Raw genomic sequence first — 25,454 nt, 5'->3', positions numbered from 1 at the left:
GCGCACACGGCCCCCCTCGATGCGTCGAACTTATTGTGCCGGGCTCGCCGGCCCCGGCGCCGCGTTCGTCTCCTGGGTCACAACGCGCGCGCCGGTCTTTGCCGTCGCTGTCGTGCTGACGTCGAAACGGACGCGGTAGACCGCCAGATTCTCGATCACGCGCTGGACATAGTTTCGCGTTTCGGAAAACGGAATGCGCTCGACCCAGTCGATCGGGTCGACCTTGGGATCGCGCGGATCGCCATAGGCCTTGACCCAATCCCGCACCCGGCCCCGGCCGGCATTGTAGCCGGCAAAGGTCATGATGTGATTGCCTTTGTATTCCGATAGCAGCGCGCTGAGCTCGGCGGCGCCGATTTGCGTGTTGTAGACCGGGTCGGAAACCATCCGGTCCCAGTCATAGTCGACCTTGAAGCGCTTTGCGGTATCGCGTCCCGCTTCCGGCGTCACCTGCATCAAGCCGACCGCATTTGCCGCAGACTTGTCGCGCTGGTCGAACGCGCTCTCGGTGCGCGCCACCGAATAGATCATGCTGTGCTCGATTTCGGGGGCAAGCTGACGGTGTGGCGGAATCCCGATGGTGGGAAACGCATAATGGTCAAGCGGCAGTCCGCGGCCGAGCGAGGGCTTTCCGATCTGCAGCATTGCGCGGGCGTCGTTGCGGCGGCCGGTAAGCTCGCCGAGCGCTTCGAGCACGGCCACATCGGAGCTTTGTTCGCCGAGATCGGCGGCAAAATAGAGCACGACATCGCGTTCGCCGATCTCGTAGAGCATCTCGGCGGCGCGCACGCGTTCGTCGGTGGCCGAAGCGTCGGCGGACGCGAGAACGGGCGAGGGCGTGCGCAGCTCGATCTGGCCACGGCCAAGCCTGGCGCGCGCCAGCTGCCCGTAATAGGCGGTCGGGTAGCGGGCGGCCGCTTCATAGCTCGCACGCATCGCATCCGCCTGGCCGAGGGCTTCTGCGGCGCGTCCGCGCCAGTAGTTCGCCCGCGCCAGCACGATCGGGTTGGTCGCGCCGTCGTCGATGTGGGCGAAATGCGCGGCTGCGGACTTGGGATTGTCGAGATAGCGGAGCGCGATCCAGCCGCACATGAAGTGGACGTCGGCCCGGTAATATTCATTGGCTGGCGTTGCGGCGGAACGGATCACATCGTAGGCGGTCTGGAATTTGCCCTGGTCGAGCAGCTTGCGGGCGAGCGAGCGCCGCTCGCGCCACCATTGATCGGTGTCCTGCAGCGCCATCGTCTCTGGCGAGGCCGCCACCATCAGGCGGGCCGCGTCGTCGATCCGCTCCTTGGCGAGCATCCACTGGATACGGCAGAGGGTGTAGCCGAGGTCCTGCCGTGCCTCGATTGCGACATCGTCGAGCGTATCCTTCGCCTTGTCCGATTTTCCCTTGACCGCGGCACAAGCCTTCACGATCGCAAGCTCGTCGCCGCCAAGGCGCTGCGCGGCGCGCTTCGCGCCGGCGAGGTCCTTGGCGCCGATCCGCCTGTTCATGCGCGCTCGATGGTCATCGCGCGTGAGAAGGTCGCGGAACGTCTCGAGCGCGTCGGTCTCCAGGCGCTCCGACAATTCGTCCGATCGCCATGCATCGCGCGCCAGCCTCGCCGCGCCGTCCCGGTCGCCCTCGGCGAGCAGCACGCGCGCCAGCGCCAACTTGCCCTTGGCAGTGGCGGGCCGGTCGCCGGTGAAGCCGCGGACCGTCACCGCATCGCTGCGCTGCTCCCACAGCCGCGCCTCGGCGCGCCGGCGTAGCAACGGCGCGCTCGGCCATTGCGGATTGGCGGCGATGAACGCCGCGTAGCGGCTGAAAGGCGCCGTCGTCTCCGGGTGGCGCAGGATGTACCATTCGACGAGCTTCTGCGCTGCCGGATCGGCGATCCTGTTCCTGACGTCCGTCGCCTCCTGGGTCTTTGCCTTGCGCGCGAGATCGATGGCTTCCTTCACCAGCGCAAGATCGCCCGTCAGCGGAGCGGCAGTTTCCTTGACGGCCTCCTTGGGAGCAGGCGATGCCTTCGACGGCTTCGCCTTGCGTTGCGCGGAAGCGTGCTTGGCCTGCCGTTTTTTTTCGGACGTGGCGCTGCGATGGGGGCGAGCTTCCTTCCCCGCGTGCGACTTCTTGGTCGATTCGTGCGCCTTCTGGGCATGTGGCTTATGGCTGGCCCGCGCGGTCGCATCCGTCGAAAGGAGGGCGAGCCCAGCTACCGTGAAAAAACAAGACAGTGAGCGCAAGCACCGGTTCATTCCATGGTCCCCCTGCGAAACCCACGTCACAAACACTGTCAAACCAAGAGATCGCAACACCAAGAGATCGCGTGAAGCGTGTGGCCCTGAACTATTCGAAAAGATACCACCACGCTCAAGGTGTAGGTGTCACCTCTGCACAACAAACGCGTGCAAAATGAGGCAAACGGAACCCGAAGAGTTCCAGCGCACAGGTGGAATCGCCTTCGACCGTGGATGAAGCGGGCTCGATGCCGCGACCGTCGATGCCCTGAACGATCCGGCGGTGCGAGAGCAACTCGAAAATCTGGGATTGCGGATGCCGCCAAAGGACAAGCTTGCGACGGACGCGCGCGGCGCCTGGAAGAAAGCCGAAATTGCAAAATGGTGGCCGATGATCAAGGCCGCCAACGTCGAGCTGGACTAGACCGTCGTGGCCCAGGTGAGGGATTGTCCCCGGAGGCCAGCCCCGTGGTGCTTTCTCAGTAGATCCCGGTCAAATAGAAAAACGCGATGGCAACGAACACCGCCGCGGTTTTGGTCAACGTGATCACGAACACGTCTTTATAGGCTTGTCGGTGGGTCAGGCCAGTAACGGCAAGCAGTGTGATGACGGCTCCATTGTGAGGCAATGTATCCATGCCGCCGCTCGCCATGGCCGCGATGCGATGAAAGACTTCAAGCGGGATGTTTGCCGCCTTTGCAGCAGCAATGAATTCTTCGGACATCGCGGCAAGGGCGATGCTCATGCCGCCGGAAGCCGAGCCGGTGATGCCGGCAAGCACGGTCACGGTGACGGCTTCATTGACGAGCGGATTGGGGATCGCCCTGAGCGCAGCGGAAACCGCCGCAAAGCCCGGCAGCAGCGCAATCACCCCGCCGAACCCATATTCCGACGCGGTATTAAGCGACGCAAGCAAGGCCCCGGCAACCGCCGCCTTGCTGCCATCCGCGAATTTTGCAAGCACGGGACGCCAGGCAAAGACGAATACGGTCGCTATACCAAGGAGCAGCGCGCCCTCGACCGCCCATATGGCCGCCACCGGGCCGATCTGCGTAACGATCGGATGACCGCCGAGTACGACCTCGTGTTTCGCGCCGTAAGCCCGAGGCACCAGAAACGTCAATATGAGGTTAGTGACGCCCACCACCACCAGCGGCAGCATGGCGATCCACGGGTTGGGCAGTTCCTTCTCTTCGAATGGCACCGGCTCGTTGAGAAGTTCAGTGCCGTAGCCTTCCCCGCGCTTTTGTGCCGCCCGTCGGCGGTTCTCGATATAGGCAAGGCCGACGCCGAGAACGAAAGCGCTGCCGACGAGCCCCAGCACTGGGGCGGCCCACGTCGTCGTATTGAAGAATGTCGTGGGAATGATGTTCTGGATTTGCGGCGTCCCCGGCAAGGCGTCCATCGTGAAGCTGAACGCACCGAGCGCGATCGTGCAGGGGATGAGCCGCTTTGGAATATCCCCCTGCCGGAACATCTCGGCCGCGAACGGATAGACCGCAAACACAACGACGAACAACGACACGCCGCCATAGGTCAGGATTGCGCAGACAACAACAATGGATAGGACAGCGCGCTCGCGGCCGAGCACCCCGATGACGGCGGCGACGATCGACTTGGAAAAGCCTGACAGCTCGATGACTTTACCAAAGACGGCGCCCAGCATGAAAACGGGAAAGTAATTCTTCACAAAGCCGACCATCTTCTCCATGAAGACGCTGGAGAATAGTGGCGGAACGAGCGAGGGATCGGTCAGCAACACCGCGCCAAGCGCAGCGATCGGAGCAAACAAGATGACACTGTAGCCGCGGTAGGCCACAAACATCAGAAAGATCAGAGCGCCCAGCACGATCAAGAGATTCATGACGACACTTCCTCTCCAATGGTAGTCCAATGGATACAGGTATGCTCAAGCCGTTGACGTGAACATGGTCATGCGTTCGCGCTCGAGTTCGTCGATGACCTTGGCGTGGTGTTGGACTGCCTCGGCCAGCAAGTCGCGGACCGAGATAACGGTTATTGGGATACCGTTCTCGACCACCGGCAGGTGACGAACGTTGTGCAGGTGCATCAGCTTCAGACAGTCCGCGAACGTCTTCGCAAAATCAATTGTGATAACTTCCCGGACCATAATGTCCGCTACCGGGGTACGTTCTGGCACTTTTCCGGCAAGCACCAGTCGCCGCACGCAATCACGTTCAGATAGAATGCCTGCGATCGCCCCATGCTCCATGACCACGACAACCCCGATGTTCTTTTCGGCCATCAGACGCATTGCCGTGAGCGCGTTATCCTTGGGGCCGACGGTCCACAGGAAACTCGGCTTGGCAGCAATGATCTCTTTCAATGAGCGATACGTCAGAATTTCTTCCGGCCGTCTGAGCGGATGATCCATGGCGCCTCACTTCCCGGGAGGGAATGGCCTGGAGCGAGCTGACATCAAGACAGCACGCACCACTCGTCAAGCTTCGACCGTCGCTCCCGGCTTCTGAAAAATCGTTGCATCTCGCGCGGCCGTGCTCGAGCAATGGACTAGGGGCGGGCAACGGACTGTTCGTTGATCTAGGTCAAGCCGCATGCCGAGGACATGCCAAACACTTTTATTTTGTTGATCGCCGTTTGGGCGATAATCGACACCGATCGACTCTCTGGCGCCACAACGACCAGATACGGAGCGATTCCGGGAGGCTCATATGAACAGCTCATCATCCCCAGATGGCACCTCGGCATATCTTGAGAGCCTGATGCGTGCCGGCCAGCAATCAATGAAGCAATTTGACGAGGCGCTGGTCAGTGCCATGGGCATAGAGGGCAAGCCTGCCGCGCGTGAGCCATGGCCCTTTGCCTTCACGGCAAACATGCAGCGGCAGTTCTGGTCTCCTGTTATGGACTTCTGGAAGGGCTTCCTCGGCGACGCGTCTCCCGATGGTGCCCGGCGGTCGGGCCAGGAAAGGCGCTTCCAGGACGAGGCTTGGCAGCATTCGCCATATTACGAACTTGTCAAGAAATCCTACCTGACGACTTCCAAGCAATTGGCCGAGTTTGTCGACGAAGCCGAGGTAGACGAAAAATCGAAGCTGCAGCTTCGCTTCTACGCGCGTCAATTCATTGATGCGATGAGCCCGTCGAATTTCCCGGCAACCAACCCGGAAGTCATTCGGACAGCCATCCAGACACGTTCAGGCAGCCTGGTGGCCGGGATGAAGAACCTGATCGAAGATCTCCAGAAGGGGCGCATTACCCGGGTCGACGAATCCGCCTTTGAGGTGGGGCGCAATCTGGCCGTGACGCGCGGATCGGTGGTCTTTGAGAACGAGTTGATTCAGCTCATCCAATATAAGCCGCAGACGGCGGAGGTCGAGAAAACGCCGCTCCTGATCGTGCCGCCTTGCATCAACAAGTACTATTTGCTCGATCTTGGCGCCGGAAATTCGTTTGTTGAATATGCGGTCTCTCGGGGGCATCAGGTTTTCCTGATTTCCTGGCGAAGCGCCGTCCCCGAGATCCAGAATCTGACATGGGACGACTACCTGAACCTCGGGGTGCTGAGGAGCATCGATGTTGTGCGCGACATTGCAAAGGTCGATCAGATTCATACGCTGGGCTTCTGCGTCGGCGGCACCATTTTGAGCTGCGCCGCGGGCGTTCTCGCCGCGCGCGGAGAAGACAAGCTTGCATCGATAACCCTTCTGACGACGATGATAGATTTCGCGGATACCGGAGAAATCGGTCTACTGATTGACCAAAATTCCGTCGCCATGCGCGAAGCGACGATCGGAATGGGTGGCATACTGCCTGGAAAGGAACTGGCCTTTACCTTCGGAACCCTGCGCGCAAACGATCTGATCTGGCGCTATGTTGTCGAAAGTTATCTGAAGGGTGCGACGCCCGACGCTTTCGACCTGCTTTACTGGGATTCCGACAGCGTCAGCTTGCCGGGCCCGATGTACTGCTGGTACACGCGCAACACCTACGTTGAAAACAAGATCAAGGAGCCCGGCGCGACCACCCAATGTGGTGAACGGATCGACCTCGCCAAGGTGAAGGTGCCGATGTTCATACTGGCCTCTCGCGAGGACCATATCGTGCCTTGGCAGAGCGCGTTTCGTTCAAAGGACCTCATGGGGAAAGACCCGTGCTTCGTGCTCGCCGCCAGCGGCCACGTTGCTGGCGTGATTAACCCGCCGGCCCGCAACAAGCGGAGCTATTGGGTCAATGACAATCTGAATTGTGACGCGAGCAAATGGCTGGAAAAGGCCGACGAGAAGCCGGGAAGCTGGTGGCCTGTCTGGGATGGTTGGATGAAAAGCCATTCCAGCGGCTCCATTCAGGCCCCGGCCGAATTGGGCAATGATACTTTCGGTGTGCTCGAGCCGGCGCCCGGCCGGTACGTCAGGCAAAAATCAAACTAGAACGTTATGGGTTCCGATCGAAATCAGAGCCGAAGCTCCGGATTCTTTTCTTGACGCGTCTCTACCGCAGAAGTCTACGCAGTCTGCGCGAGCTTGATGTTGCTACGCGCCAGTCCGGATCAAGTTTGGGAGCTTTTGCTCGAAAATGAGTCAAAGCAGCAGTGATTTATGAGCAAGCGTAGCCCGGATGAGCGAAGCGTGGGATATTCCGGGATCTTCGAAGTTTCCCGCTATCGCATGCGCTCATGCGGGCTACTTGCTTGCAGTGAGGCGGATACGGCCCAACGCCCGGTGACGAATGAATCGGCACCGGGCGCTGGAGGACAAGGGCCGGGAGGCGGTCCTTGTCCGTGATCGTGTCTTGCTCTTGGTTTACATGTGCATGTTGGCCATCGCCGTCGCGGCGTCATGGTGGCCGCCATCCGTTCCGCCATTGGGCAGCACGCCGTCGTCCTCCAGTTCGAAGTGCGCGCCGTTGAGTTCGCCGACCTTCTCGTAAGCGCCATACACCGTCTGGGTAACGGTGATATCGCTTTGCTTCACGAGGTTGCCGTAGACGGTGATGGTGCCGAGCAGATCCTCGTCATGCGCGCCGGCATTGCCTTGCTGGCTGATGACCGTGATCACGCTGTAGTCGTTCTTGCCGTCGCCATTGCTGTCCTTGTACTCGATCGATTTGACCTCGGCGGTGTGCGCCGAGATTTCGATCTTGTCGCCCTGGGCGCGGTTGAAGTCCCGGATCACATCGTTGCCGAAACCGTCGACCCAGTGATCGTGAACCGCATTGTTCTCGCCGGTGACGCCATTCCAGTCGATCGTGCCGTCGGCATTGACGTGCTTGGCGACGATCTCGTCCTTGGCGTTGACCATGCCTTCGAAGCGAAAGGTGTCAGCGCCGCCGCCGCCGGTCAGCGTATCGTTGACCGCCTTGAACGCCGCGGTTTCCGCAGCGAAAATCTGCGTCTTGCCGTCTTGGGCTGCGACCATCTCGCCGGCATCCGATCGGCTGAGCAGGACGTCGTTGCCGGCACCGCCATCCATCCGGTCAGCGCCGAAGCCGCCGACCAGGAGATCGTTGCCAGTGCCGCCGGACAGGTTGTCGTTGCCCGAGCCGCCCCAGAGCTTGTCAGCGCCGGAGCCGCCGCTGAGCGTATCGTTTCCGGCCATGCCGGAGACGTCGTCGTCGCCGCGGCCACCGAACAGGGCATTGCCGCTCGTCGACCCGTTCAGATGATCATGGTCGGAGGTGCCGCCTGTGAACCTGGCGAAAAAATCCTCGAAGCGGCTATTGTCGAGGAAGCCGTTCAGATTAAAGCGTGCCATTTATTCAAACCTCTTACTCAAGAGGCCTCACGGACTAAAAACGACCACCACGGATTTTGGGAATCGTGAAGTGATGCGCGCGGGGAGAACGTGAGGCAGGATTCCCTCACCCGCACCGAAGGATGAACAGCCAAACGGGTCCGTGGCTGGACGTGCGCGCGGCGGATTTGCGCGCGGCAGGGGCAATATGGTGACGCGAAAGGCGTTGATGCGACCACCTCTCAGGCGCGTGCCTCAATTCCGACGGCGATGAAAAACGGCTGCGACAAATTGCGCACGGCATTGTTCTGTCTTGCGTCTGAAAGATAACCCGCTGTCGGCGCGCGTGTCGCGGGCTGCATCATCGCGTGACGAAAACGCGCGCAAAAAGTGCTGGCCGCACAAAAATGACGCGATCCCTTTCGAACACGATTGATGTCAGGCGTCGTAATTTTCAATACGCCCATCGCACGCAAGGCGAATCGAAAGATCAACTCCGGTAGGGACGTGGTCCGAATCGCGCTTTGCGATTCTCGGCGACGCGTGTCCGCAAATCTGTTGGTCCGCGATGAGGCGGCGAATCCGCGGGAGAAATTTCATCCCGGTCGCGCTCAGGTTGTGACGGGCCCCGCTCAGACTCTTGAAATCGAGGCGTTGGAGGGTAGGCGACACGGGGCAAGATTCAAATCAGTCCAAATAAAGGTTGCCCTCGGGCCACGATTGTTGCGTGACCGCAACAGTTATCGAACATTTGGTTAATCGCAAGCCCGCCTCTTGCTTGCGCCGCTTTTTAGCCACACCCCTCCGTGAAACCATCTCTTTCAAAGCTGATTGGCCTCAGCGCCGACGAAGGCGACGGGAAATTGCTCCCGAGACCGACGGGAAGATGGCTGGGGGAAACAGGTTCTGCGGATGGACGCCAAGACCGACATCAAGAAGAGATTGCCGAGCCGTCACGTGACGGAGGGGCCGGAGCGCGCGCCCCATCGGTCCTATCTCTATGCGATGGGGCTGACCACCCAGCAGATTCACCAGCCTTTCGTCGGCGTTGCGTCCTGCTGGAACGAAGCCGCACCCTGCAATATCTCGCTGATGCGCCAGGCGCAGGCGGTCAAGAAGGGCGTCGCTGCGGCTGGCGGCACCCCGCGCGAATTCTGCACCATCACCGTGACCGACGGCATCGCCATGGGCCATGACGGCATGCGCTCGTCGCTGCCGTCACGGGAATGCATCGCCGATTCGGTCGAGCTCACCGTTCGCGGCCATGCCTATGACGCCCTGGTCGGGCTTGCCGGCTGCGACAAGTCGCTGCCGGGCATGATGATGGCGATGGTCCGGCTCAACGTGCCCTCGGTCTTCATTTATGGCGGCTCGATTCTGCCGGGCAATTTCCGTGGCCAGCAGGTCACAGTGCAGGACATGTTCGAGGCCGTCGGCAAGCATTCGGTCGGCGAAATGTCGGATGAAGATCTCGACGAAATCGAGCGGGTGGCCTGCCCCTCAGCCGGAGCGTGCGGTGCACAATTCACCGCCAACACCATGGCGACGGTATCCGAGGCGATCGGCCTGGCCCTGCCGTATTCGGCCGGGGCGCCAGCGCCTTACGAAATCCGCGACGCGTTTTGCTCCGCCGCCGGCGAGAAGGTTGTCGAGCTGATCGCAGCCAATATCCGGCCGCGCGACATCGTCACCCGCCGCTCACTGGAAAACGCCGCCGCAGTCGTTGCCGCCTCCGGCGGGTCGACCAATGCTGCGCTGCACCTGCCGGCCATCGCCCATGAGTGCGGCATTAAGTTTGACTTATTCGACGTCGCCGAAATCTTCAAAAAGACACCATATGTCGCGGATTTGAAGCCAGGGGGCCGTTATGTTGCCAAAGACATGTTCGAGGTTGGTGGCATACCGCTTCTGATGAAGACGCTGCTCGACAATGGTCACCTGCACGGAGATTGCCTCACCGTCACGGGCCGTACGATCGCCGAAAACCTCAAGAGCGTGAAATGGAATCCGCACCAGGATGTGGTGCGGTCCGCCGACAACCCGATCACCGTCACGGGAGGCGTTGTCGGATTGAAGGGTAATCTCGCGCCAGAAGGTGCGATCGTGAAGGTCGCGGGCATGTCGAAGCTGAAATTTACCGGTCCGGCGCGCTGTTTCGATCGCGAGGAAGACGCTTTCGAGTCGGTCCAGAAGAAGACCTACAAAGAGGGCGAGGTCATCGTGATCCGCTATGAGGGGCCGCGCGGCGGTCCCGGTATGCGGGAGATGCTCTCGACCACGGCGGCGCTGACCGGGCAGGGGATGGGCGGCAAGGTCGCCTTGATCACGGACGGCCGGTTCTCCGGCGCCACCCGCGGGTTCTGCATCGGCCATGTCGGGCCGGAGGCGGCCGTGGGCGGTCCGATCGCCCTGTTGCAGAATGGTGACATTATCGAGATCGACGCCGAGGCCGGAATTCTTAACGTAAAATTGACCGACGCCGAACTCGCCGAACGTAAAACCAAGTGGGCGCCTCGACAGACTAACCACACGTCGGGTGCGCTGTGGAAATATGCCCAACAGGTTGGGCCGGCGGTGGATGGGGCTGTGACCCATCCTGGCGGTGCGCACGAGAAACAATGCTATGCGGACATCTAGGCGTATCATACTCGCGTTGATGCTCGGGGCCACGCCAATGGCGGCTCCCGGCTTCGCATTTGATGGCGCGCCGGTGAAGCCGGACGCTACGCTGCCGATGCGTAGCCAGCCGGACGCAGCGCAAGCCGTCACCGCCCAGGCCCTGAAGAAGGTCCCGTCCGCAGCGCCGACGGCGGCTGCGACGGCAACTGCGGTTGCCGCGCCCTCCCTGAACTCGCTGCAATACGCCGCCGAGGGTGGTCATCCCGTGGCGCAGTGGAAGCTCGGCCGGATGTATGCCGATGGCGATGGCGTCATCCAGGACGACCTGCGCGCCTTCGAATATTTCAGCCGCATCGCCAACGCGCATGCCGAGGACAGCCCGTCGGCACCGCAGGCGACGATCGTCGCCAACGCCTTCGTGGCGCTGGGACGCTACTACCTCAACGGCATCCCGAATTCGAAGATCAAGGCCGACTCTGATCGCGCCCGGGAGATGTTCTCCTATGCCGCGTCCTATTTCGGCAACGCTGACGCGCAATACGATCTGGCGCGGCTTTACCTGAAGACGCCGGACGCCTCGCGGGACGATTTCCGCTACGGCGCGCGCTGGCTTGGTCTGGCCGCCCAGAAGGGCCAGCATCAGGCGCAGGCCATGCTCGGCCAGATGTTGTTCGCCGGCGACCGGCTGCCGCGGCAGGCCGCGCGCGGCTTGATGTGGCTGACGCTCGCGCGCGACAACGCCGCCCCCGACGAGTCCTGGATCCGCGAAAGCTATAACCGCGCTTTCACCAAGGCCTCCGACGAGGACCGCGCCATGGCGTTGCAGATGCTTGAGCACTGGGTGCAGGGCAAGAAGGACTAAGCGGCGCTGGCCGCAGTCGTAGCTGCCGTAGGGTGGGCAAAGGCGCTCTTGCGCCGTGCCCACCAATATCTCCGAGATCGTTGGCTTCAATGGTGGGCACGCTTCGCTTGGCCGACCCTACAAGCTAACGCGAAGCAACGATCTGCTTCGACATCGGATAGCCAGAGCTCGTGCCGAACTTGCCTGTCGGCACCCCGTCGTCAACATAACCAGCCGACTGATAGAACCGATGCGCCGTCTTGGTGCTGGTCAGCGTGCAACGCGTGTTGCCTCGCGCCGCCGCCCTGACTTCGAGCGCGCGGAGCAAGGCACGGCTGACGCCGCGAAACCGTGCAGGGGGCGCCACATAATTCAGTGTAATCTCGCCTGCGTCCGTTACCGACCCCACGCCGAGGACGGCATCATCCTCGACGGCGAGCAGGAGCGAGTTTCCTTTCTGGATCGCCCATGTGGCCACGATTTCCGGCGTCTTGTTGGCCAGCCACGCATTCAGGATCGCCGGATCGTTGCCGTGATCGGCAACGCATAAGCGGGAAATCGATTCTCTGAGGACATGGCAGGCCGGGACGGCGTCTTCGGGCGTTGCATCCCGAATCGCCACCATTGCCGCTCCGGTTGCGCTCAAAGCGTCGCCAGGTCGAAATCCGCCCAGACCGGCACGTGGTCGGACGGCTTCTCCCAGGCGCGCACATAGCTGTCGACGCCGACATTGGTCAGGCGGTCGCTGGCCTGCGGAGACAGCAGGAGGTGGTCGATCCGGATGCCCCAGTTCTTCTGCCAGGCGCCCGCCTGGTAGTCCCAGAACGTGTAGAGGTTTGGCTCGTCGGTCACCGCGCGCAACGCGTCCGTCAGCCCGAGGCCGAGCAGCGACTGGAAGGCCTCCCGGGTTTGGGGCTTGAACAGCGCGTCGTTGGCCCAGGCGGCGGGGTTATAGACGTCGGCGGCTGCCGGAATGACGTTGAAGTCGCCTGCGAGCACCAGCGGTTCTTCCGCCTTAAGTCGTTCCCTCGAATACTCAAGAAGGCGCGACATCCATTTGAGTTTGTAGGGATATTTGTCGGTATCCGGCGGGTTGCCATTGGGCAGATAGAGGCAGGCGATCCGCATTACGCCAGTCTTCAGCGTCACCACGCCTTCGAGAAACCGGGCGTGGGCGTCCTCATCGTCGCCGGCGAGGCCCGATTTGGTCTCATCGAACGGCAGTTTTGACAGGAGCGCCACCCCATTGAAGGTCTTCTGGCCGTGGGTGACGACGTTATAGCCAAGCGCCTCGATCTCCAGCCGTGGGAATGCCTCATCGACGCATTTGATTTCCTGCAGGCAGACGACATCAGGCGAGCACTCCTTGAGCCAGGTCAGGAGATGGTCGAGCCGTTGCCGGACCGAATTGACGTTCCAAGTGGCTATACGCATGAATGGGGACCCGGGCTGGAGCATATCCGGGAAATCCCGGCTTTTCGCGCTCGAACAAGAAGTAGTAACTACACATTTTCCAGCAGTGGCATACCATGTGCAGGAAGGCTGTGATAACCGTTTAGAAATAAGGCGCAAAAGTCGCCGTCAAGGGGCACGAAAACAACTGTCCAGTCCTTTAGGACTGGCGGGCGTGAAAAATTATGAAAAAGCGGACCTTGATACTTCTTGCTGGCGCGGTCGGCATTGCTGCTGCGGCCGGTTTCATTACCCGCTCCTCGTGGATGGGCGGCAGCAGCAACGCCCAGGGTCCGCAGCGGCCGCGGATGGTTTCTGTCGAGCTGGCCAAGGCGGAGCGCAAATCCGTGCCCGTCGACGTCGACGCGATCGGAATGGTGACGCCGATCTCCAGTGTGGCGCTGAAGTCGCGGCTGGAGACCACCATCGTTGCGGTGCATTTCGAGGATGGCGCCAAGGTCAACGAAGGCGATCTGCTGTTCACGCTGGACAGCCGCCAGATCGACGCGCAGATCGAACAGGCCGAGGGTGTGCTGGTCAAGGATCAGGCGCAGCTCGAGGGCGCGCAGCGCGACCTGCGCCGCTACAACGATCTCGTCGGCAAGGGTGCGACCACGCAGGTCAATGTCGATAACGCCAGGACCCAGTCTGACATCCTGACCGGCACCATCAAGGCCGATCAGGCCGCGCTCGACAATCTGAAGGTCCAGAAAAGCTACACCATGATCCGCGCGCCGTTCGCGGGGCGGATCAGCGCCGCCAATGTGAAGATCGGCAATTTCGTGCGGCCGGCCGATACCGCGCCGCTTGCCGTCATCAACCAGATGGCGCCGGTCTATGTATCCTTCGCGGTGCCGCAGCGCGTGCTGGTCGATTTGCGCGAGGCCATGGGCAAGGGCGTCTCCGGCGTCACCGCCACCATCCCGGGCCACCAGCGCTCCGAGACCGGCAAGGTCGCGATGGTCGAAAACACCGTCGATCAGACCACCGGCATGGTCACCGTGCGCGGCATCATGAACAACGAGAACGAGACGTTGTGGCCGGGGACGCTGGTTGCGACCAAGCTCGTCATCCGCGTCGAGGATTCGGTCGTGGTGCCGACGGTCGCCGTGCAGCGCAGCCAGAGCGGCAATTTCGTGTTCGTGGTCAAGGACGGCGCCGCCAAGGTCCAGCCGGTCAAGGTCGACCGCACCGCGCAGGGCATGTCGGTGATTTTGGAAGGGCTCGCCGGCGACGAAAGCGTCGTTGTCGACGGACAATTGCTGTTGTCGGATGGAACGCGGGTCGAGGCCCGGGCCAAAAAGGCCGGAGCGTAACCGATGACGCTCTCCGAACTCTGTATCCGCCGGCCGGTCATGACGACGCTGATCACAGCGTCGATCATCGCGTTCGGCATCTTCGGTTTCCGCCTGCTGCCAGTTTCGGCGCTGCCGCGGGTCGACTTCCCGACCATTGCCGTCACCGCGACCCTGCCGGGCGCCAGCGCCGACACCATGGCGGCCTCGGTCGCCGGCATCATTGAACGCCAGCTCTCGACCATTGCCGGCATTTCCTCGATGTCGTCGAGTTCCTCGCAGGGCACCAGCGTCATCACCATCCAGTTCGACCTCAACCGCAACATCGACGCCGCTGCGCTCGACGTGCAGACCGCGCTGACCATCGCGCAGCGCCGGCTGCCGATCGAAATGACGATCCCGCCGAGTTTTCGCAAAGTGAACCCGGCCGACTTCCCGGTGCTGTTCGTCTCGCTCGGCTCGGCGACATTGCCGCTGTCCGCCGTCAACGAGTATGGCGACATCACCATCGGGCAGACGCTGTCGCAAATTCCGGGCGTGGCGCAGGTGCTGATCTACGGCACCCAGAAATTCGCCATCCGCGTCCAGGCCGATCCGGAAGCTGCCGCCGCGCGCGGGCTGTCGCTCGAGGACATCAGGACCGCGGTGTCGCGCGCCAATTCGTCGACGCCGGTCGGCACATTGAACGGGCCGAAGCAGGACGTCGCGCTGCAGGCCTCCGGCCAGATGGACAAGGCGGCCGACTACAGCAAGATCGTGGTGGCCTGGCGCAACGGCTCGCCGGTCAAGCTCGACGAGGTCGCGAAAATCTATGACAGCGTCGAGAACGACAAGATCGCGACCTGGCTGAACGGCGAGCGGGCGGTCGTGCTCGCGATCCAGAAGCAGCCGGACGCCAACACCGTGGCGGTGGTCGATTCGGTGCTTGCGAAACTACCGGCGCTGCGGGCGCAGATTCCGCCCTCGGTCACCATGCAGGTGATGATGGATCGCTCGGTGTCGATCCGTCAGGCGGTGGCCGACGTCGAGGAGACCCTGTTGATCGCGGTGGGACTGGTCATCCTGGTGATCTTCCTGTTCCTGCGCTCGGCCTCGGCGACCTTCATTCCGGCGCTTGCGGTTCCGATCTCGTTGTTGGGTACCTGCGCGGTGATGTATGGGCTCGACTATTCCATCAACAACATGACGCTGCTGGCGCTGACGCTCTCGGTCGGCTTCGTGGTCGACGACGCCATCGTCATGCTGGAAAACATCGTCCGGCACATCGAGCACGGCATGCGGCCATTCGAGGCCGCGCTGAAGGGCGCCCGCGAGATCGGCTTTACCATCATCTCGATCACCTTCTCGCTGATCGCGGTGTTCATTCCGGTGCTGCTGATGGGCGGCATCGTCGGCCGCGTGTTCCGCGAATTCGCGGTCACGGTATCGGTCGCGATCATCGTATCCGGGTTCGTGTCGCTGACGCTGACGCCGATGCTGTGCGCGCGCGTGCTGCGGGCCCATGACGCCACCAAGCGGCCGAATGTCGTGCTCCGTGTCTTCGAAGCGATGTTCGATTCCTGGCTGCGCGCCTATGAATGGACGCTCGATTGGGTGCTGGCGCGCAAGGCGGTGATGGTCGTGGTGACGCTCGCCACCCTCGGCGGCACCGTCTACCTCTACATGATCGTGCCGAAGGGCTTCTTCCCGCAGGAGGACACCGGCTTCCTGATCGGCGTCACCGAAGCCGCCACCGACACCTCCTTCGAGGCGATGAAGGAGCGGCAGCAGGCGCTGGTCGGGATACTGCAGGCCGATCCGGCGATCGAATACATCAACTCCACCGTAGGCTCCGGCGGACCCAACCCGACCGCGAATTACGGCCGACTGTTCCTCGCGCTGAAGCCGAAGAAGGAACGCGACAACATCAATGCGATTATCGGCCGGCTGCGGGCCAAGTCCCGCCAGATCCCCGGCATGCAGGCGTTCTTCCAGCCGATCCAGAATCTGAACATTGGCGGCAGGGTATCGAAGAGCCAGTATCAGTATGTCATGCAGAGCGGCGACACCGAGTCGCTGTATCGCCTTGCGCCTGAGATGCGCGACAAGATCGAGAAGCTGCCGGGCCTGCTCGACGTCACCACCGACCTCTACCTCAAGAACCCGCAGATGACGGTCGATATCGACCGCGAAAAGGCTGCGGTCTACGGCATCACCGTCGATCAGGTCCGCAATCAGCTCTACAACGCCTATGGCGCGCGCCAGGTCGGCACCATCTACATGCCGTCGAACGACTACCAGATCATCCTGGAAGTGCAGCCGCAGTTCAAGGTCGACCCGTCCGATCTCTCCAAGCTCTATATGAAGACCCAGAACAACGTGACCATTCCGCTATCGGCGGTGGCTAAACTGGTTCCGACCGTAGGTCCCTTGCAGATCAACCACCAGGGCCAGCAGCCCGCGGTGACGATCTCCTTCAACCTCGCACCCGGCATTTCGCTGGGCTATGCCGTCGACAAGATCACCGAGCTTGAGCAGAATTCGAACCTGCCGGCGACCATCGCCACCGGCTTCTCGGGCACGGCGCAGGTATTCCAGGATTCGCTGCGCGGGCAGGGGGTGCTAATCCTCGCGGCGGTGTTTGCCGCCTTCGTCATTCTTGGCATTCTCTACGAAAGCTTCATCCACCCGATCACCATCATCTCCGGCCTGCCGTCGGCCGGCATCGGCGCGATCGTGACGTTGATGCTGTTCGGGATGGAGTTGTCGGTCATCGCCATGATCGGCATCGTGATGCTGGTCGGCATCGTCAAGAAGAACGCCATCATGATGGTGGATTTCGCGCTGGAGCGCCGCCGCGTCGGCCTGAGCGCCGAGCACGCGATCCGGGAAGCGGCCCTATTGCGCTTCCGCCCGATCATGATGACGACGTTCGCGGCGATCTTCGGCACGCTGCCGATCGCGCTCGGCGCGGGCGCCGGTGCCGAATTGCGCCAGCCGCTCGGCATCGCCGTGGTCGGCGGCCTCTGCCTGTCGCAATTGCTGACGCTCTACATCACGCCGGTGATCTACATCTATCTCGACCGCATTGACCGCCGGCTGCGGCGCAAGCTCGATCCGCAACTGGAAGAAACCGGCGAGGGCGAGCGGCCGCAAGTGGTCGCGGCCGAATGATGCTGTTCGGGCGGGCGATACGCTCGGCGGCCCGCGACGTTACCATTCTGGCTGCTTTCGTCCTTGTCGCCGCGGCGAGCGGCCCGGCCCGCGCCGACGAGCCGATCGAAATCTTCGACGCCCATATGCACTACAATTGGGAGCCGAAGCCCTACTACGGCGTCGACGAGGTGCTGGCGCTGTTCAAAAAGCACCGCGTCACCGGCATTCTTGCGACCAGCCGTCCCAACACCGGCACGCATGCGCTTGTTGATGCGAAGCCACCGGGCCTGCAGATCATTCCCTTCATCCGGCCCTATCGCGTGCGCGCGGACATCCAGACCTGGTTCGGCGACCCCTTCATCTTCGACCTGGTGCAGGACGAATTCAAACGCGGCTATTACCGCGGCATCGGCGAGTTTCACATCTCGGGCAGGGCGGCCGAAGGCGAGTGGGTGAAGAAGACCGTCGACTTCGCCGTTGCAAACGACCTTTATCTGCACGCTCATGCCGACGACATCGCCGTCGAAATCCTGATGCGCCACAATCCACGCGCCCGCATCATCTGGGCCCATACCGGCTTTGGCCTCTCGACCGACCGCGTTTCGGAAATGATGTCGAAATATCCAAAGCTGTGGGGCGAACTATCCTACCGCGGCGGCATCGTCGACGGCAGCGGCAAGCTGAGGGCGGAATGGCGCGCGCTGTTCGAACGTTTCCCGGACCGCTTCCTGCTCGGCTCCGACACCTGGATCAACGAGCGCTGGCAGAGCTACGGCGACATCATGGCGGGCTACCGGGCGTGGCTCGCACAGTTGCCGCCAAAGGTCGCGGCGCAGATTGCGAACGGCAATGCGAAGGCGTTGTTTGGCGGCGAGCGCTGAAAGCTGGTTCGGCTGCAACAAGTGATGCTGGCGAGCTCGATCGAATCTACGCATAGGCCGACGTGGCCTTGATCCGGCCCGAGCGCTTCAATTTTTCAAACGCCTGGTAATCCTGCTCAGTCTGTGTCGCGTAAGCCCTTGCGAATGTGCTGATGGCTTCGTCGAGCGCTTCGCTTTTGCCGCAATAACCTGCAATCGCTGCCGCGTCGCCGGATTTGGCGTGCGCCAGCGCCAGCGCCCAGCCACACATCGCGCAGTATTCCGGCAGGGCCTCAATATCGTCGAGCGCCGCGCCGCCCTTTAATTCCGAAAGCTGGCGAACGTAGTAATCCCTTCCTTCAGCTCGTCCCCAGCCCAGGAAGATGTCCGGCGACCCCTGGGTCAGGCGTTGTCCCACGACTATCCGGCGACCCTGATGGTCAAATGGCAATTTGGTTCCGATGTACGGCGCAAGCACCGATGATTGTGCTTCCTTGATCTGGAGAAAGAGCGGGTCGGCGTCATCGACCCCCTGTAACAGAAGCACCCAGCAGCGGGTGCCGACGCTGCCGATGCCGACGACCTTGTGCGCAAAATCGACGAGCTGGTAGCGGGACAGCAACATCCTTCGATCATAGGTCATCGAATCGATATAGGCTTGCAGGAGACGATCGAGAAACACCCGTGCCGGAGTAGACGATCCGCTACGCGAAACGCGCTCGATCAGGGGAATGTGCTCGATGAAACGGTACTTGCCGTTCACCTGCTCGGTCAGTTTCTCGAGCGGACGAATGTGGCGGACCTGGTCAATGATGTCCAGCGCGACGCGGCGCAGCTTCGGGGACAGGCTGTCGAGCACGGCGCGCTCGTCGATGCGATCATACCAAACTTCCAGATACCCCATTTCGGCGTAGCGAAAAATGCGCTCGCGATATGTTCGAACACATTCGCGGGCAGCGTCCTCGCATTTCGCCTTGTCCCCGCCCAGACATCGCACCGCGACGACGGCGCTGGCTGCCAGCCTCTTCAGATCCCATTCCCAGGGGCCAATATACGCCTCGTCATAATCGTTGATCGCGAAGATCAGATTGCGTTCGGCCGAGGCGTACACGCCGAAGTTTTTAATGTGCGCGTCGCCGCATGCCACGACGGCCGTACCCGAGATCGGCAAAGCCGACAGGTCGCTCGCCATAATGGCCGCGGCTCCTCGAAAGAAAGCAAAGGGATTATCGAGCATCCGGCCGTACCGGATTGGCAGGAGCTCCGTCACTCGTGCGGCGTCCTGTTGCTTCAGGACATCGACTGGGTCGGGCCGATCTGCACGCGGCTTGTAGGCTGCGTGCGCCGAGCGCGGCACTTGCTTTCGCAGCGCTTTGCCTGCAGCCAGGCGTTCGCCGACCGCCAGTCGTTTCAACAGGAAACTGTCGATCAGGGCCTGGTCGCCATGGGCCTCGATCATGCGGTAAAAAGTTGAGGGCGGCTGCAGATTATCGGCTCTCATGACCAGCTCCCGTCTCGCGATCGGTATTGCAGATTGAATGACCGGCTTGCTGCTGCCAGGCGTGCACTCCATCAGTTATCCGTTCATAGAAATTGTCAGGGCTCACGACAGCCTCTATTCCCGCGCGCCGCATGTCCTCCCGAATGGGGTCTCGCACGCGCGCGAAGCCCGTGCTGATGCCCTTTGTCTGCAGGTCGCGGAGGAGTCTGAGCAGCTCATCACCTCCGGTGATATCGAGAAAGTCGACCGAACCGAAATCGAACAGCACCCGCTTCACCGATGATGCGGAGGCTGACGCTCTCAAGGCTGCTCCTATGTGGCCGACGCTCGCGAAGAAAAGATCGCCGCCAATCCGCCAAATCAGCAGTCCGGGAAACGTGATCGCCTCGGGGTGCATACGAACGTCGCGATAAGCCTCGGTGTCTGGAAGCTGCCCAAGCACCGCACCTTTGGGACGGCTCGCGAGATAGATCAGCCTTGCGATCGACAGTGTCACGCCGACGGCGATGCCGTGCAGCACCCCCAATATCAGTTCGCCGGCGATGACGATCAGTGCGACGGCAAATGACCAGCGGCTGCGCGCCAGCACGCTGCGCAGGTAGTGCGGCTTGGTGAGATGCAGCATCGCAGCGATGACAATGGCTGCGAGTGCCGGCTGGGGCATGTTTCGGAACAGCGGCGTCAGCAATATCAGCGTGAGGAAGCATAGGGCCGCGGCGATCAGGTTGGCGAGTTGGCTGCGCGCCCCAGCCGCCATCGCCACGGATGTTTTCGACAGGCTGCCTACAACGAGGAATCCTCCGAAAAGCCCGGTGAGGATGTTCGCGGGCCCGTGTGCGATCAATTCCTGGTTCGCATCGATGTCGCTTCCGTCCTGCATGGCCGCGGCCTTCGCCGCGCCCAACGCCTCGGCGTAGCCCACCAGCACGATCGCCAGCGCACCCGGCAGGAGCTCTCGCAATATTGCGATATCGAGGTTCGGCACCGTGAGGCCGGGCAGTCCGGACGGAACGTGGCCGGCCACATGCACCCCGCTTGCTTCTCCGCCGAGCAACCCGATCAAGATCGTTGCCGCAGACATAACGACAAGTGCCGCTGGTACGCCTGGTATCAGATGGCGCAATAGCAGCATCGCGGCGAGGCAGAGGATCCCCGTCAACGCCGGCAGCGCAGGGATGTCCGCAAGATGCTGCAGGATGTGCCAAAGCTTTGCGAAAAAGTTGCCGGAGGTACCGTCGATCCCCAGCAGATGAGGAACCTGGCCGATGATGGTGACGAAGACCAGGCCTTCGATGAAGCCGCGCATGACCGGCGTCGGAATGAAGCTGGCTACCCACCCCATGCGTGCGAGGCCAAAGAAGAGGAAGAGAACTCCGATCATGACGGCCAGGGTCGAGGTGAGCGAATTGAACTCGGCCGTTCCGTGCGCCGCGACAGCTCCAATGGTCAGGGCGGAGAGCAGGCCGGTGGCAGTGTCCGGTCCGACGACCAGCTGGCGCGACGTGCCAAACACCGCATAGGCGAGTAATGCCGGCACGATCGTGTAGAGACCCATGATCGGCGGGACGCCGACAATGCCGGCGTAGGCCATCCCCTCGGGCACCATTACCGCCCACAGCGCAATGCCTGCAAGAAAGTCGGGCAGCAGCCATTCGCGGCGGTATCCGGGAATCCACTCGAGCATCGGAAGAAGCCTTTGAGGCACCGAAGCAAGGCCGGAGTTCGCCATGACCGAAATATCCCCGGATGAGGCGATTCATTGGATTAGCTCCCCAGGTCGGAACATTGATCAAGATCAACGTCCTTGATCTCTGCTTCAAGGTGTACTGGGGCAGCAGCCCTGAGCAATCGCGGTAGCTCAACGCCGACGTGGCAGCCGCTGCAAAGGGAGGCGATCATGCATCGTCGTCAGGCATTGAGGGTTTTCGCCGGCTTGGCACTGTGTCCCCTGTGTGCGCCGGCCTCGTTCGCTGCCGAGAGCCGTCCGCATTGGAATTACGAGGGCGAGACAGGGCCGGACAAGTGGGGCGGTCTCGACGCTGCGAACCAGGTGTGCTCGATTGGTCACCAGCAGTCCCCCATCGACATCACCGGCGCCGTCACCGCGCAGCAAGCGCCGCTCAAGATCAGCTGGAGCAAGCGGCCTGGCACGATTGTAAACAACGGGCACACCGTCCAGCTCAACTTCGCGGAAGGCGACAGGCTCAAGGTCGGCGACCGCAGCTATGAGCTGAAGCAATGCCATTTCCACCATCCGAGCGAACATCGCCTCGAAGGTAAGGCCTTCGCGATGGAAGCGCATTTTGTCCATGCTGCGGAGAGCGGCGGGCTGGCTGTCGTGGGTGTACTCATCATTCCGGGCAAGTCCCACCCGGTGTTCAAGAAAATCGTCTCGACGATGCCGCAGGAGGAGGGGCCTCCCGTTGCTGCGGATCAGACCATCGACCCCATGGCTTTGCTGCCCGCCAAACGCGGCTACTATCAATATCAGGGCTCTTTGACGACGCCGCCATGTAGCGAGACGGTAGACTGGCTCGTGCTCATGCATGAGATTGAGGTGGCAGAAAGCGATATTGCCCGTTTTGCCAAGCTGTACCCGATGAACGCCCGGCCGGTGCAAAACCGCGACCGACGTTTCATCCTAAGCTCCGGTCCGCGCTGACGGGCTAGCGACCTTCGATCCATCGTCACCTGAGGACGCAACAGCCTCACGGAGATTTCCTGGGCCATTGACGGCGATTGTGCCCGGTTTCCGGTAAATAGCCAGAACCTGCGCTGTCGCGCCCGGAATTGGCATGCGCTCGGTACCGCGTCCCGGCCGGAGAGGATCACGAGCGCAGGCGCTGAACCTTTCTTCCGTCGCTAAGACCTATCGTTGTGTCCGAGCCTGCATGCTGGACAATCCCAGGAACGTCAGCCGCTGGCGAGGCACGGCAAGCATTCCACATTTTAGTTCCAACAAACGCAGGAGGAGCACATGCGCAAGTCCCTCGCCGTTTTCCTTTCTGGCGTGGCTCTGGCCCTTGCGGCGTCGACCGCTCTGGCTGGAGAGCAGGTACTCGAGTTCAAGCTCGTCACCAAGCCGATCGACTACAAAATAACAGAGGTAGCAAATATCGAAGGCCAGACGGTCGGGTCCGGCAGACTGTTCGGCGTTGCCGTCTTCAAGGACGGCCGTATCGGGGTGAAAGAGTTCGTCAATTCCTCAGACTCGCTCAAAGGCACGGGACCCTTCTACGGCTACAGCACCTACACGTTCGAGGATGGTTCGATCACGGCGCGTTACACCGGCTCGACCAAAGACGGCCGGTCAACCGGCGAATATACGATCCTCTCGGGCACGGGTGCCTATGCGAACGCTACGGGCACGGGCACCATCGAAAGCGCACCGAACCCGTTCAAGGGTGTCAACCTCTTGAACATAAAACTCGTCGTCAAAACGCCCGGGACGTAAGAGGCCCTACACAGACGCGCCTCCGCCACTCTAGTGCCGTGAGGCGCGGCTTTGCTCATTCGCGTCAGTTCACGCTGTGCAAACGCAACGCCGGTCACCTTGTGGTCGCCGCGATCCACGGCGTGACGGCGAACTGCGAAGGTCGCCTCAATCCGCGAACTGATTGGCCGCCTTGATGAGCGGTGCCCAGCGATCGACCTCGCTGATCAATTGTGCCTTCAGCGCTTCGGGTGTGGCCTGATCCTGCGGGACCGGCTCGGTGTTGATGTCGTTGAAACGCTTTACGAGGTCCGGGTCGCGCAACGCTTCCTGAAGCGTCCTGGACAGCTTCTGGATGATCTCGTCGGGCGTGCCCTTGGGCGCATAGATGCCGTGCCAGGCGCCGACTTCAAAACCCTTCAAGCCCGCTTCGTCTGCCGTCGGAAGATCGGGCATCGATGCAAGCCGGGTTTTCGTCGTGATGGCGTAGCTCTTGATCAGCTTTGAGGCGATCGGCGCCGTGGTGTTGGTGGTCTGGTCGCAGGAGAGGTCGATCTGTTTGCCGATCAAATCGTTCATGATCGGCGCATTGCCCTTGTAGGGCACGGCGAGGATTTCCTTGCCGACGGCGGTCATGAACAGCATCCCGCAGAGATGCGAGGCGGCTCCTAGGCCCGCATTGCCGAAGGTCATCTTGTCACCATTCGCCTTGATGTAGGTGACGAGCTCGGCCAGCGTGTTCGGCGGCAGATCGGGACGGCCGATGATGGTCATCGGGGCGTTGGTCACGAGTCCAACAGGTGCGAACGCGGTCTTGGTGTCGTAGGGCAGCTTGCGGTACAGCGTGGCGGCCGTGGAGATGCCGATGTGGTGGATCATCAGCGTGTAGCCGTCCGGCTCCGCGCGCGAGGCCCGCGTGGCCGCGATCGTACCGCCGGCGCCCAGGGCGTTCTCGATGATGATGGGTTGGCCAAGCAGTTTCGACATCGACTGCGCGGTCACCCGCGCCACCGTGTCGGTGGCGCCGCCGGCTGCGAAGGGGACCAGCAGCGTAATGGCCCGGTTCGGATAGTTCTGCGCCAGGCTCGCGGAACTGACAATTGCGAACGCGAGCGCAATGGCGGCCGTCTTCTTCGTCTGCATCGTCAGCTCCCCGAGTTTCTTGTTCTGATTTGTCGCGCGGGCCTTTGGCCTCGCGATCGATCCGTCATGGCGGCGGCCGGCCGTCACACGTTGGAGCTGTGGATCGCGTCCACGACGGCGGCGGTGACATCCTTCGTCGTTGCGGTGCCCCCGACATCGGGCGTCGTGATGCCGGCGCCCGTGACCTTCTCCACGGCGCGCATCAGCCGGGCCGAGGCCTCGGCTTCGCCGAGATGATCGAGCATCTGCGACGCCGTCCAGAAACTGGCGACCGGGTTGGCGATGCCCTTGCCGGTGATGTCGAATGCCGAACCATGGATCGGTTCGAACATCGAAGGAAAGCGGCGTTCGGGATCAATGTTCGCGGTAGGCGCCACACCGAGGCTGCCAGCCAGCGCGCCGGCAAGGTCGGACAGGATATCGGCGTGGAGGTTGGTCGCCACGATGGTATCGAGGCTCTGCGGCTTCAGCGTCATCCGCACCGTCATCGCATCGACCAGCATCTTGTCCCAGGTGACATCGGGGAATTCCTTCGAGACCTCGTCGGCGATCTCGTCCCACATCACCATGCCATGCCGCTGCGCATTCGATTTGGTAACCACGGTGAGGAATTTTCGCGGGCGCGACTGCGCCAGCTTGAAGGCATAGCGCATGATGCGCTGGACGCCGACGCGGGTGAAAATCGCGACTTCGGTGCCGACTTCTTCGGGCAGGCCGCGATGGACGCGGCCGCCGCAGCCGGCATATTCGCCTTCGGAGTTTTCCCGTACGATCACCCAGTCGAGGTCGCCGGGACCGACATTCCGCAACGGCGAGGTGATGCCGGGCAGGATCCGGGTCGGCCGGACATTGGCGTATTGGTCAAAACCCTGGCAGATCGGCAGGCGCAGGCCCCACAGCGTGATGTGATCGGGAACGTCGGGTGCGCCGACCGCGCCGAAATAGATCGCATCGTATTTCTTCAGCGTAGCGAGACCGTCGGCTGGCATCATCACGCCGTGCTTGCGATAATATGCCGAACCCCAATCGAAGGTTTCGACATTGAACTTCACGTCGCCGAGGCGCTGCTGCAGGCTTTCGAGCGCCTGAACGCCGGCAGCGATGACCTCGGGACCGATCCCGTCGGCCGGAATTGCCGCGATTGAATATTCACGCATCGGAATCTCCCTCGGGTCTGGTTGGGCCGCAAAACCGTCATTGCGCGCAGCGAAGCAATCCACCTCTCCACGTC

Annotated in this window: 19 protein-coding genes and 1 pseudogene; 9 read left to right on the top strand and 11 right to left on the bottom strand. The window is 61.9% G+C overall.

Annotated features, from left to right (window positions below):
- Positions 1 to 30: 30 nt before the first annotated feature.
- The gene (locus ACPPVP_RS24700) at positions 31 to 2,247 is read right to left on the bottom strand and encodes a transglycosylase SLT domain-containing protein (protein ID WP_426525313.1); all 2,217 of its coding nucleotides are present in this window, start codon (positions 2,245 to 2,247) and stop codon (positions 31 to 33) included.
- A 226-nt stretch (positions 2,248 to 2,473) separates the two neighbouring features.
- Between ACPPVP_RS24700 and ACPPVP_RS24695 the strand changes: the two are divergent.
- Positions 2,474 to 2,653: pseudogene (locus tag ACPPVP_RS24695) on the top strand (tripartite tricarboxylate transporter substrate binding protein BugD); the annotation flags it as partial.
- Between the two features lie 55 nt (positions 2,654 to 2,708).
- Here the strand turns inward: ACPPVP_RS24695 and ACPPVP_RS24690 are convergent.
- Positions 2,709 to 4,094 (bottom strand): GntP family permease, encoded by a 1,386-nt coding sequence (locus tag ACPPVP_RS24690; RefSeq protein WP_426525311.1) that lies wholly within the window; start codon positions 4,092 to 4,094, stop codon positions 2,709 to 2,711.
- A gap of 45 nt (positions 4,095 to 4,139) precedes the next feature.
- A complete protein-coding gene (locus ACPPVP_RS24685) occupies positions 4,140 to 4,625 on the bottom strand; it encodes a CBS domain-containing protein (RefSeq protein WP_426525309.1) in 486 nt (161 codons plus the stop codon).
- Positions 4,626 to 4,923: 298 nt separating this feature from the next.
- Between ACPPVP_RS24685 and ACPPVP_RS24680 the strand changes: the two genes are divergently transcribed.
- On the top strand, positions 4,924 to 6,642 hold the full coding sequence (locus tag ACPPVP_RS24680) for a PHA/PHB synthase family protein (protein WP_426525307.1): 1,719 nt from the start codon (positions 4,924 to 4,926) through the stop codon (positions 6,640 to 6,642).
- A gap of 372 nt (positions 6,643 to 7,014) precedes the next feature.
- Here the strand turns inward: ACPPVP_RS24680 and ACPPVP_RS24675 are convergent, their stop codons facing one another.
- Both ACPPVP_RS24675 and ACPPVP_RS24670 read right to left on the bottom strand, forming a co-directional pair.
- Positions 7,015 to 7,965 (bottom strand): calcium-binding protein, encoded by a 951-nt coding sequence (locus ACPPVP_RS24675; RefSeq protein WP_426525305.1) that lies wholly within the window; start codon positions 7,963 to 7,965, stop codon positions 7,015 to 7,017.
- A 221-nt stretch (positions 7,966 to 8,186) separates the two neighbouring features.
- Positions 8,187 to 8,420, bottom strand: coding sequence for a hypothetical protein (locus tag ACPPVP_RS24670; protein WP_426525303.1), 234 nt, complete (start codon positions 8,418 to 8,420; stop codon positions 8,187 to 8,189).
- Between the two features lie 436 nt (positions 8,421 to 8,856).
- Here ACPPVP_RS24670 and ilvD point away from each other — a divergent pair, with 436 nt between their 5' ends.
- A complete protein-coding gene (gene ilvD / locus ACPPVP_RS24665; RefSeq protein WP_426525301.1) occupies positions 8,857 to 10,581 on the top strand; it encodes a dihydroxy-acid dehydratase in 1,725 nt (574 codons plus the stop codon).
- Positions 10,568 to 11,425, top strand: a complete 858-nt coding sequence (locus ACPPVP_RS24660; protein WP_426525299.1) for a tetratricopeptide repeat protein — start codon at positions 10,568 to 10,570, stop codon at positions 11,423 to 11,425. Before ilvD ends, ACPPVP_RS24660 begins: the two co-directional genes overlap by 14 nt.
- A gap of 124 nt (positions 11,426 to 11,549) precedes the next feature.
- Here the strand turns inward: ACPPVP_RS24660 and ACPPVP_RS24655 are convergent, their stop codons facing one another.
- On the bottom strand, positions 11,550 to 12,029 hold the full coding sequence (locus tag ACPPVP_RS24655; protein WP_426525297.1) for a GNAT family N-acetyltransferase: 480 nt from the start codon (positions 12,027 to 12,029) through the stop codon (positions 11,550 to 11,552).
- A gap of 17 nt (positions 12,030 to 12,046) precedes the next feature.
- Positions 12,047 to 12,838, bottom strand: coding sequence for an exodeoxyribonuclease III (gene xth / locus ACPPVP_RS24650; protein WP_426525295.1), 792 nt, complete (start codon positions 12,836 to 12,838; stop codon positions 12,047 to 12,049).
- Positions 12,839 to 13,041: 203 nt separating this feature from the next.
- Between xth and ACPPVP_RS24645 the strand changes: the two genes are divergently transcribed.
- From ACPPVP_RS24645 to ACPPVP_RS24635, 3 genes are read left to right on the top strand one after another with little or no spacing between them, the layout of a single operon-like run.
- Positions 13,042 to 14,172 (top strand): efflux RND transporter periplasmic adaptor subunit, encoded by a 1,131-nt coding sequence (locus ACPPVP_RS24645; RefSeq protein WP_426525294.1) that lies wholly within the window; start codon positions 13,042 to 13,044, stop codon positions 14,170 to 14,172.
- Positions 14,173 to 14,175: 3 nt separating this feature from the next.
- The gene (locus tag ACPPVP_RS24640; RefSeq protein ID WP_426525292.1) at positions 14,176 to 17,304 is read left to right on the top strand and encodes an efflux RND transporter permease subunit; all 3,129 of its coding nucleotides are present in this window, start codon (positions 14,176 to 14,178) and stop codon (positions 17,302 to 17,304) included.
- Complete coding sequence (locus tag ACPPVP_RS24635; protein WP_426525290.1) at positions 17,301 to 18,167, top strand: amidohydrolase family protein; 867 nt, start codon at positions 17,301 to 17,303, stop codon at positions 18,165 to 18,167. Before ACPPVP_RS24640 ends, ACPPVP_RS24635 begins: the two co-directional genes overlap by 4 nt.
- A gap of 46 nt (positions 18,168 to 18,213) precedes the next feature.
- Here ACPPVP_RS24635 and ACPPVP_RS24630 read toward each other — a convergent pair whose 3' ends face one another.
- Both ACPPVP_RS24630 and ACPPVP_RS24625 read right to left on the bottom strand, forming a co-directional pair.
- On the bottom strand, positions 18,214 to 19,647 hold the full coding sequence (locus ACPPVP_RS24630; protein WP_426525288.1) for a DUF2252 domain-containing protein: 1,434 nt from the start codon (positions 19,645 to 19,647) through the stop codon (positions 18,214 to 18,216).
- Positions 19,634 to 21,376 carry a SulP family inorganic anion transporter gene (locus tag ACPPVP_RS24625; RefSeq protein WP_426525286.1) on the bottom strand — a complete coding sequence of 581 codons (1,743 nt, stop codon included), beginning with the start codon at positions 21,374 to 21,376 and terminating at the stop codon, positions 19,634 to 19,636. Before ACPPVP_RS24625 ends, ACPPVP_RS24630 begins: the two co-directional genes overlap by 14 nt.
- A gap of 168 nt (positions 21,377 to 21,544) precedes the next feature.
- On the opposite strand from ACPPVP_RS24625, the gene ACPPVP_RS24620 reads away from it, so the two are divergent.
- Entirely contained in the window at positions 21,545 to 22,309 is a 765-nt protein-coding gene (locus ACPPVP_RS24620; RefSeq protein ID WP_426525284.1) for a carbonic anhydrase, read from the top strand.
- Between the two features lie 315 nt (positions 22,310 to 22,624).
- A complete protein-coding gene (locus ACPPVP_RS24615; protein WP_426525282.1) occupies positions 22,625 to 23,101 on the top strand; it encodes a hypothetical protein in 477 nt (158 codons plus the stop codon).
- 147 nt (positions 23,102 to 23,248) lie between these two features.
- On the opposite strand, the gene ACPPVP_RS24610 is transcribed toward ACPPVP_RS24615, so the two are convergent.
- Both ACPPVP_RS24610 and ACPPVP_RS24605 read right to left on the bottom strand, forming a co-directional pair.
- A complete protein-coding gene (locus ACPPVP_RS24610; protein WP_426525280.1) occupies positions 23,249 to 24,223 on the bottom strand; it encodes a tripartite tricarboxylate transporter substrate-binding protein in 975 nt (324 codons plus the stop codon).
- An 83-nt stretch (positions 24,224 to 24,306) separates the two neighbouring features.
- Positions 24,307 to 25,380, bottom strand: a complete 1,074-nt coding sequence (locus tag ACPPVP_RS24605) for a tartrate dehydrogenase (RefSeq protein ID WP_426525278.1) — start codon at positions 25,378 to 25,380, stop codon at positions 24,307 to 24,309.
- Between the last annotated feature and the right edge of the window lie 74 nt (positions 25,381 to 25,454).

The sequence above is a fragment of the Bradyrhizobium sp. McL0615 genome, from assembly GCF_049993905.1.
Taxonomy (GTDB): domain Bacteria; phylum Pseudomonadota; class Alphaproteobacteria; order Rhizobiales; family Xanthobacteraceae; genus Bradyrhizobium.
Note: the sequence above shows the minus strand (reverse complement) of the source record. Positions and strands in the feature narration are given on the sequence as shown.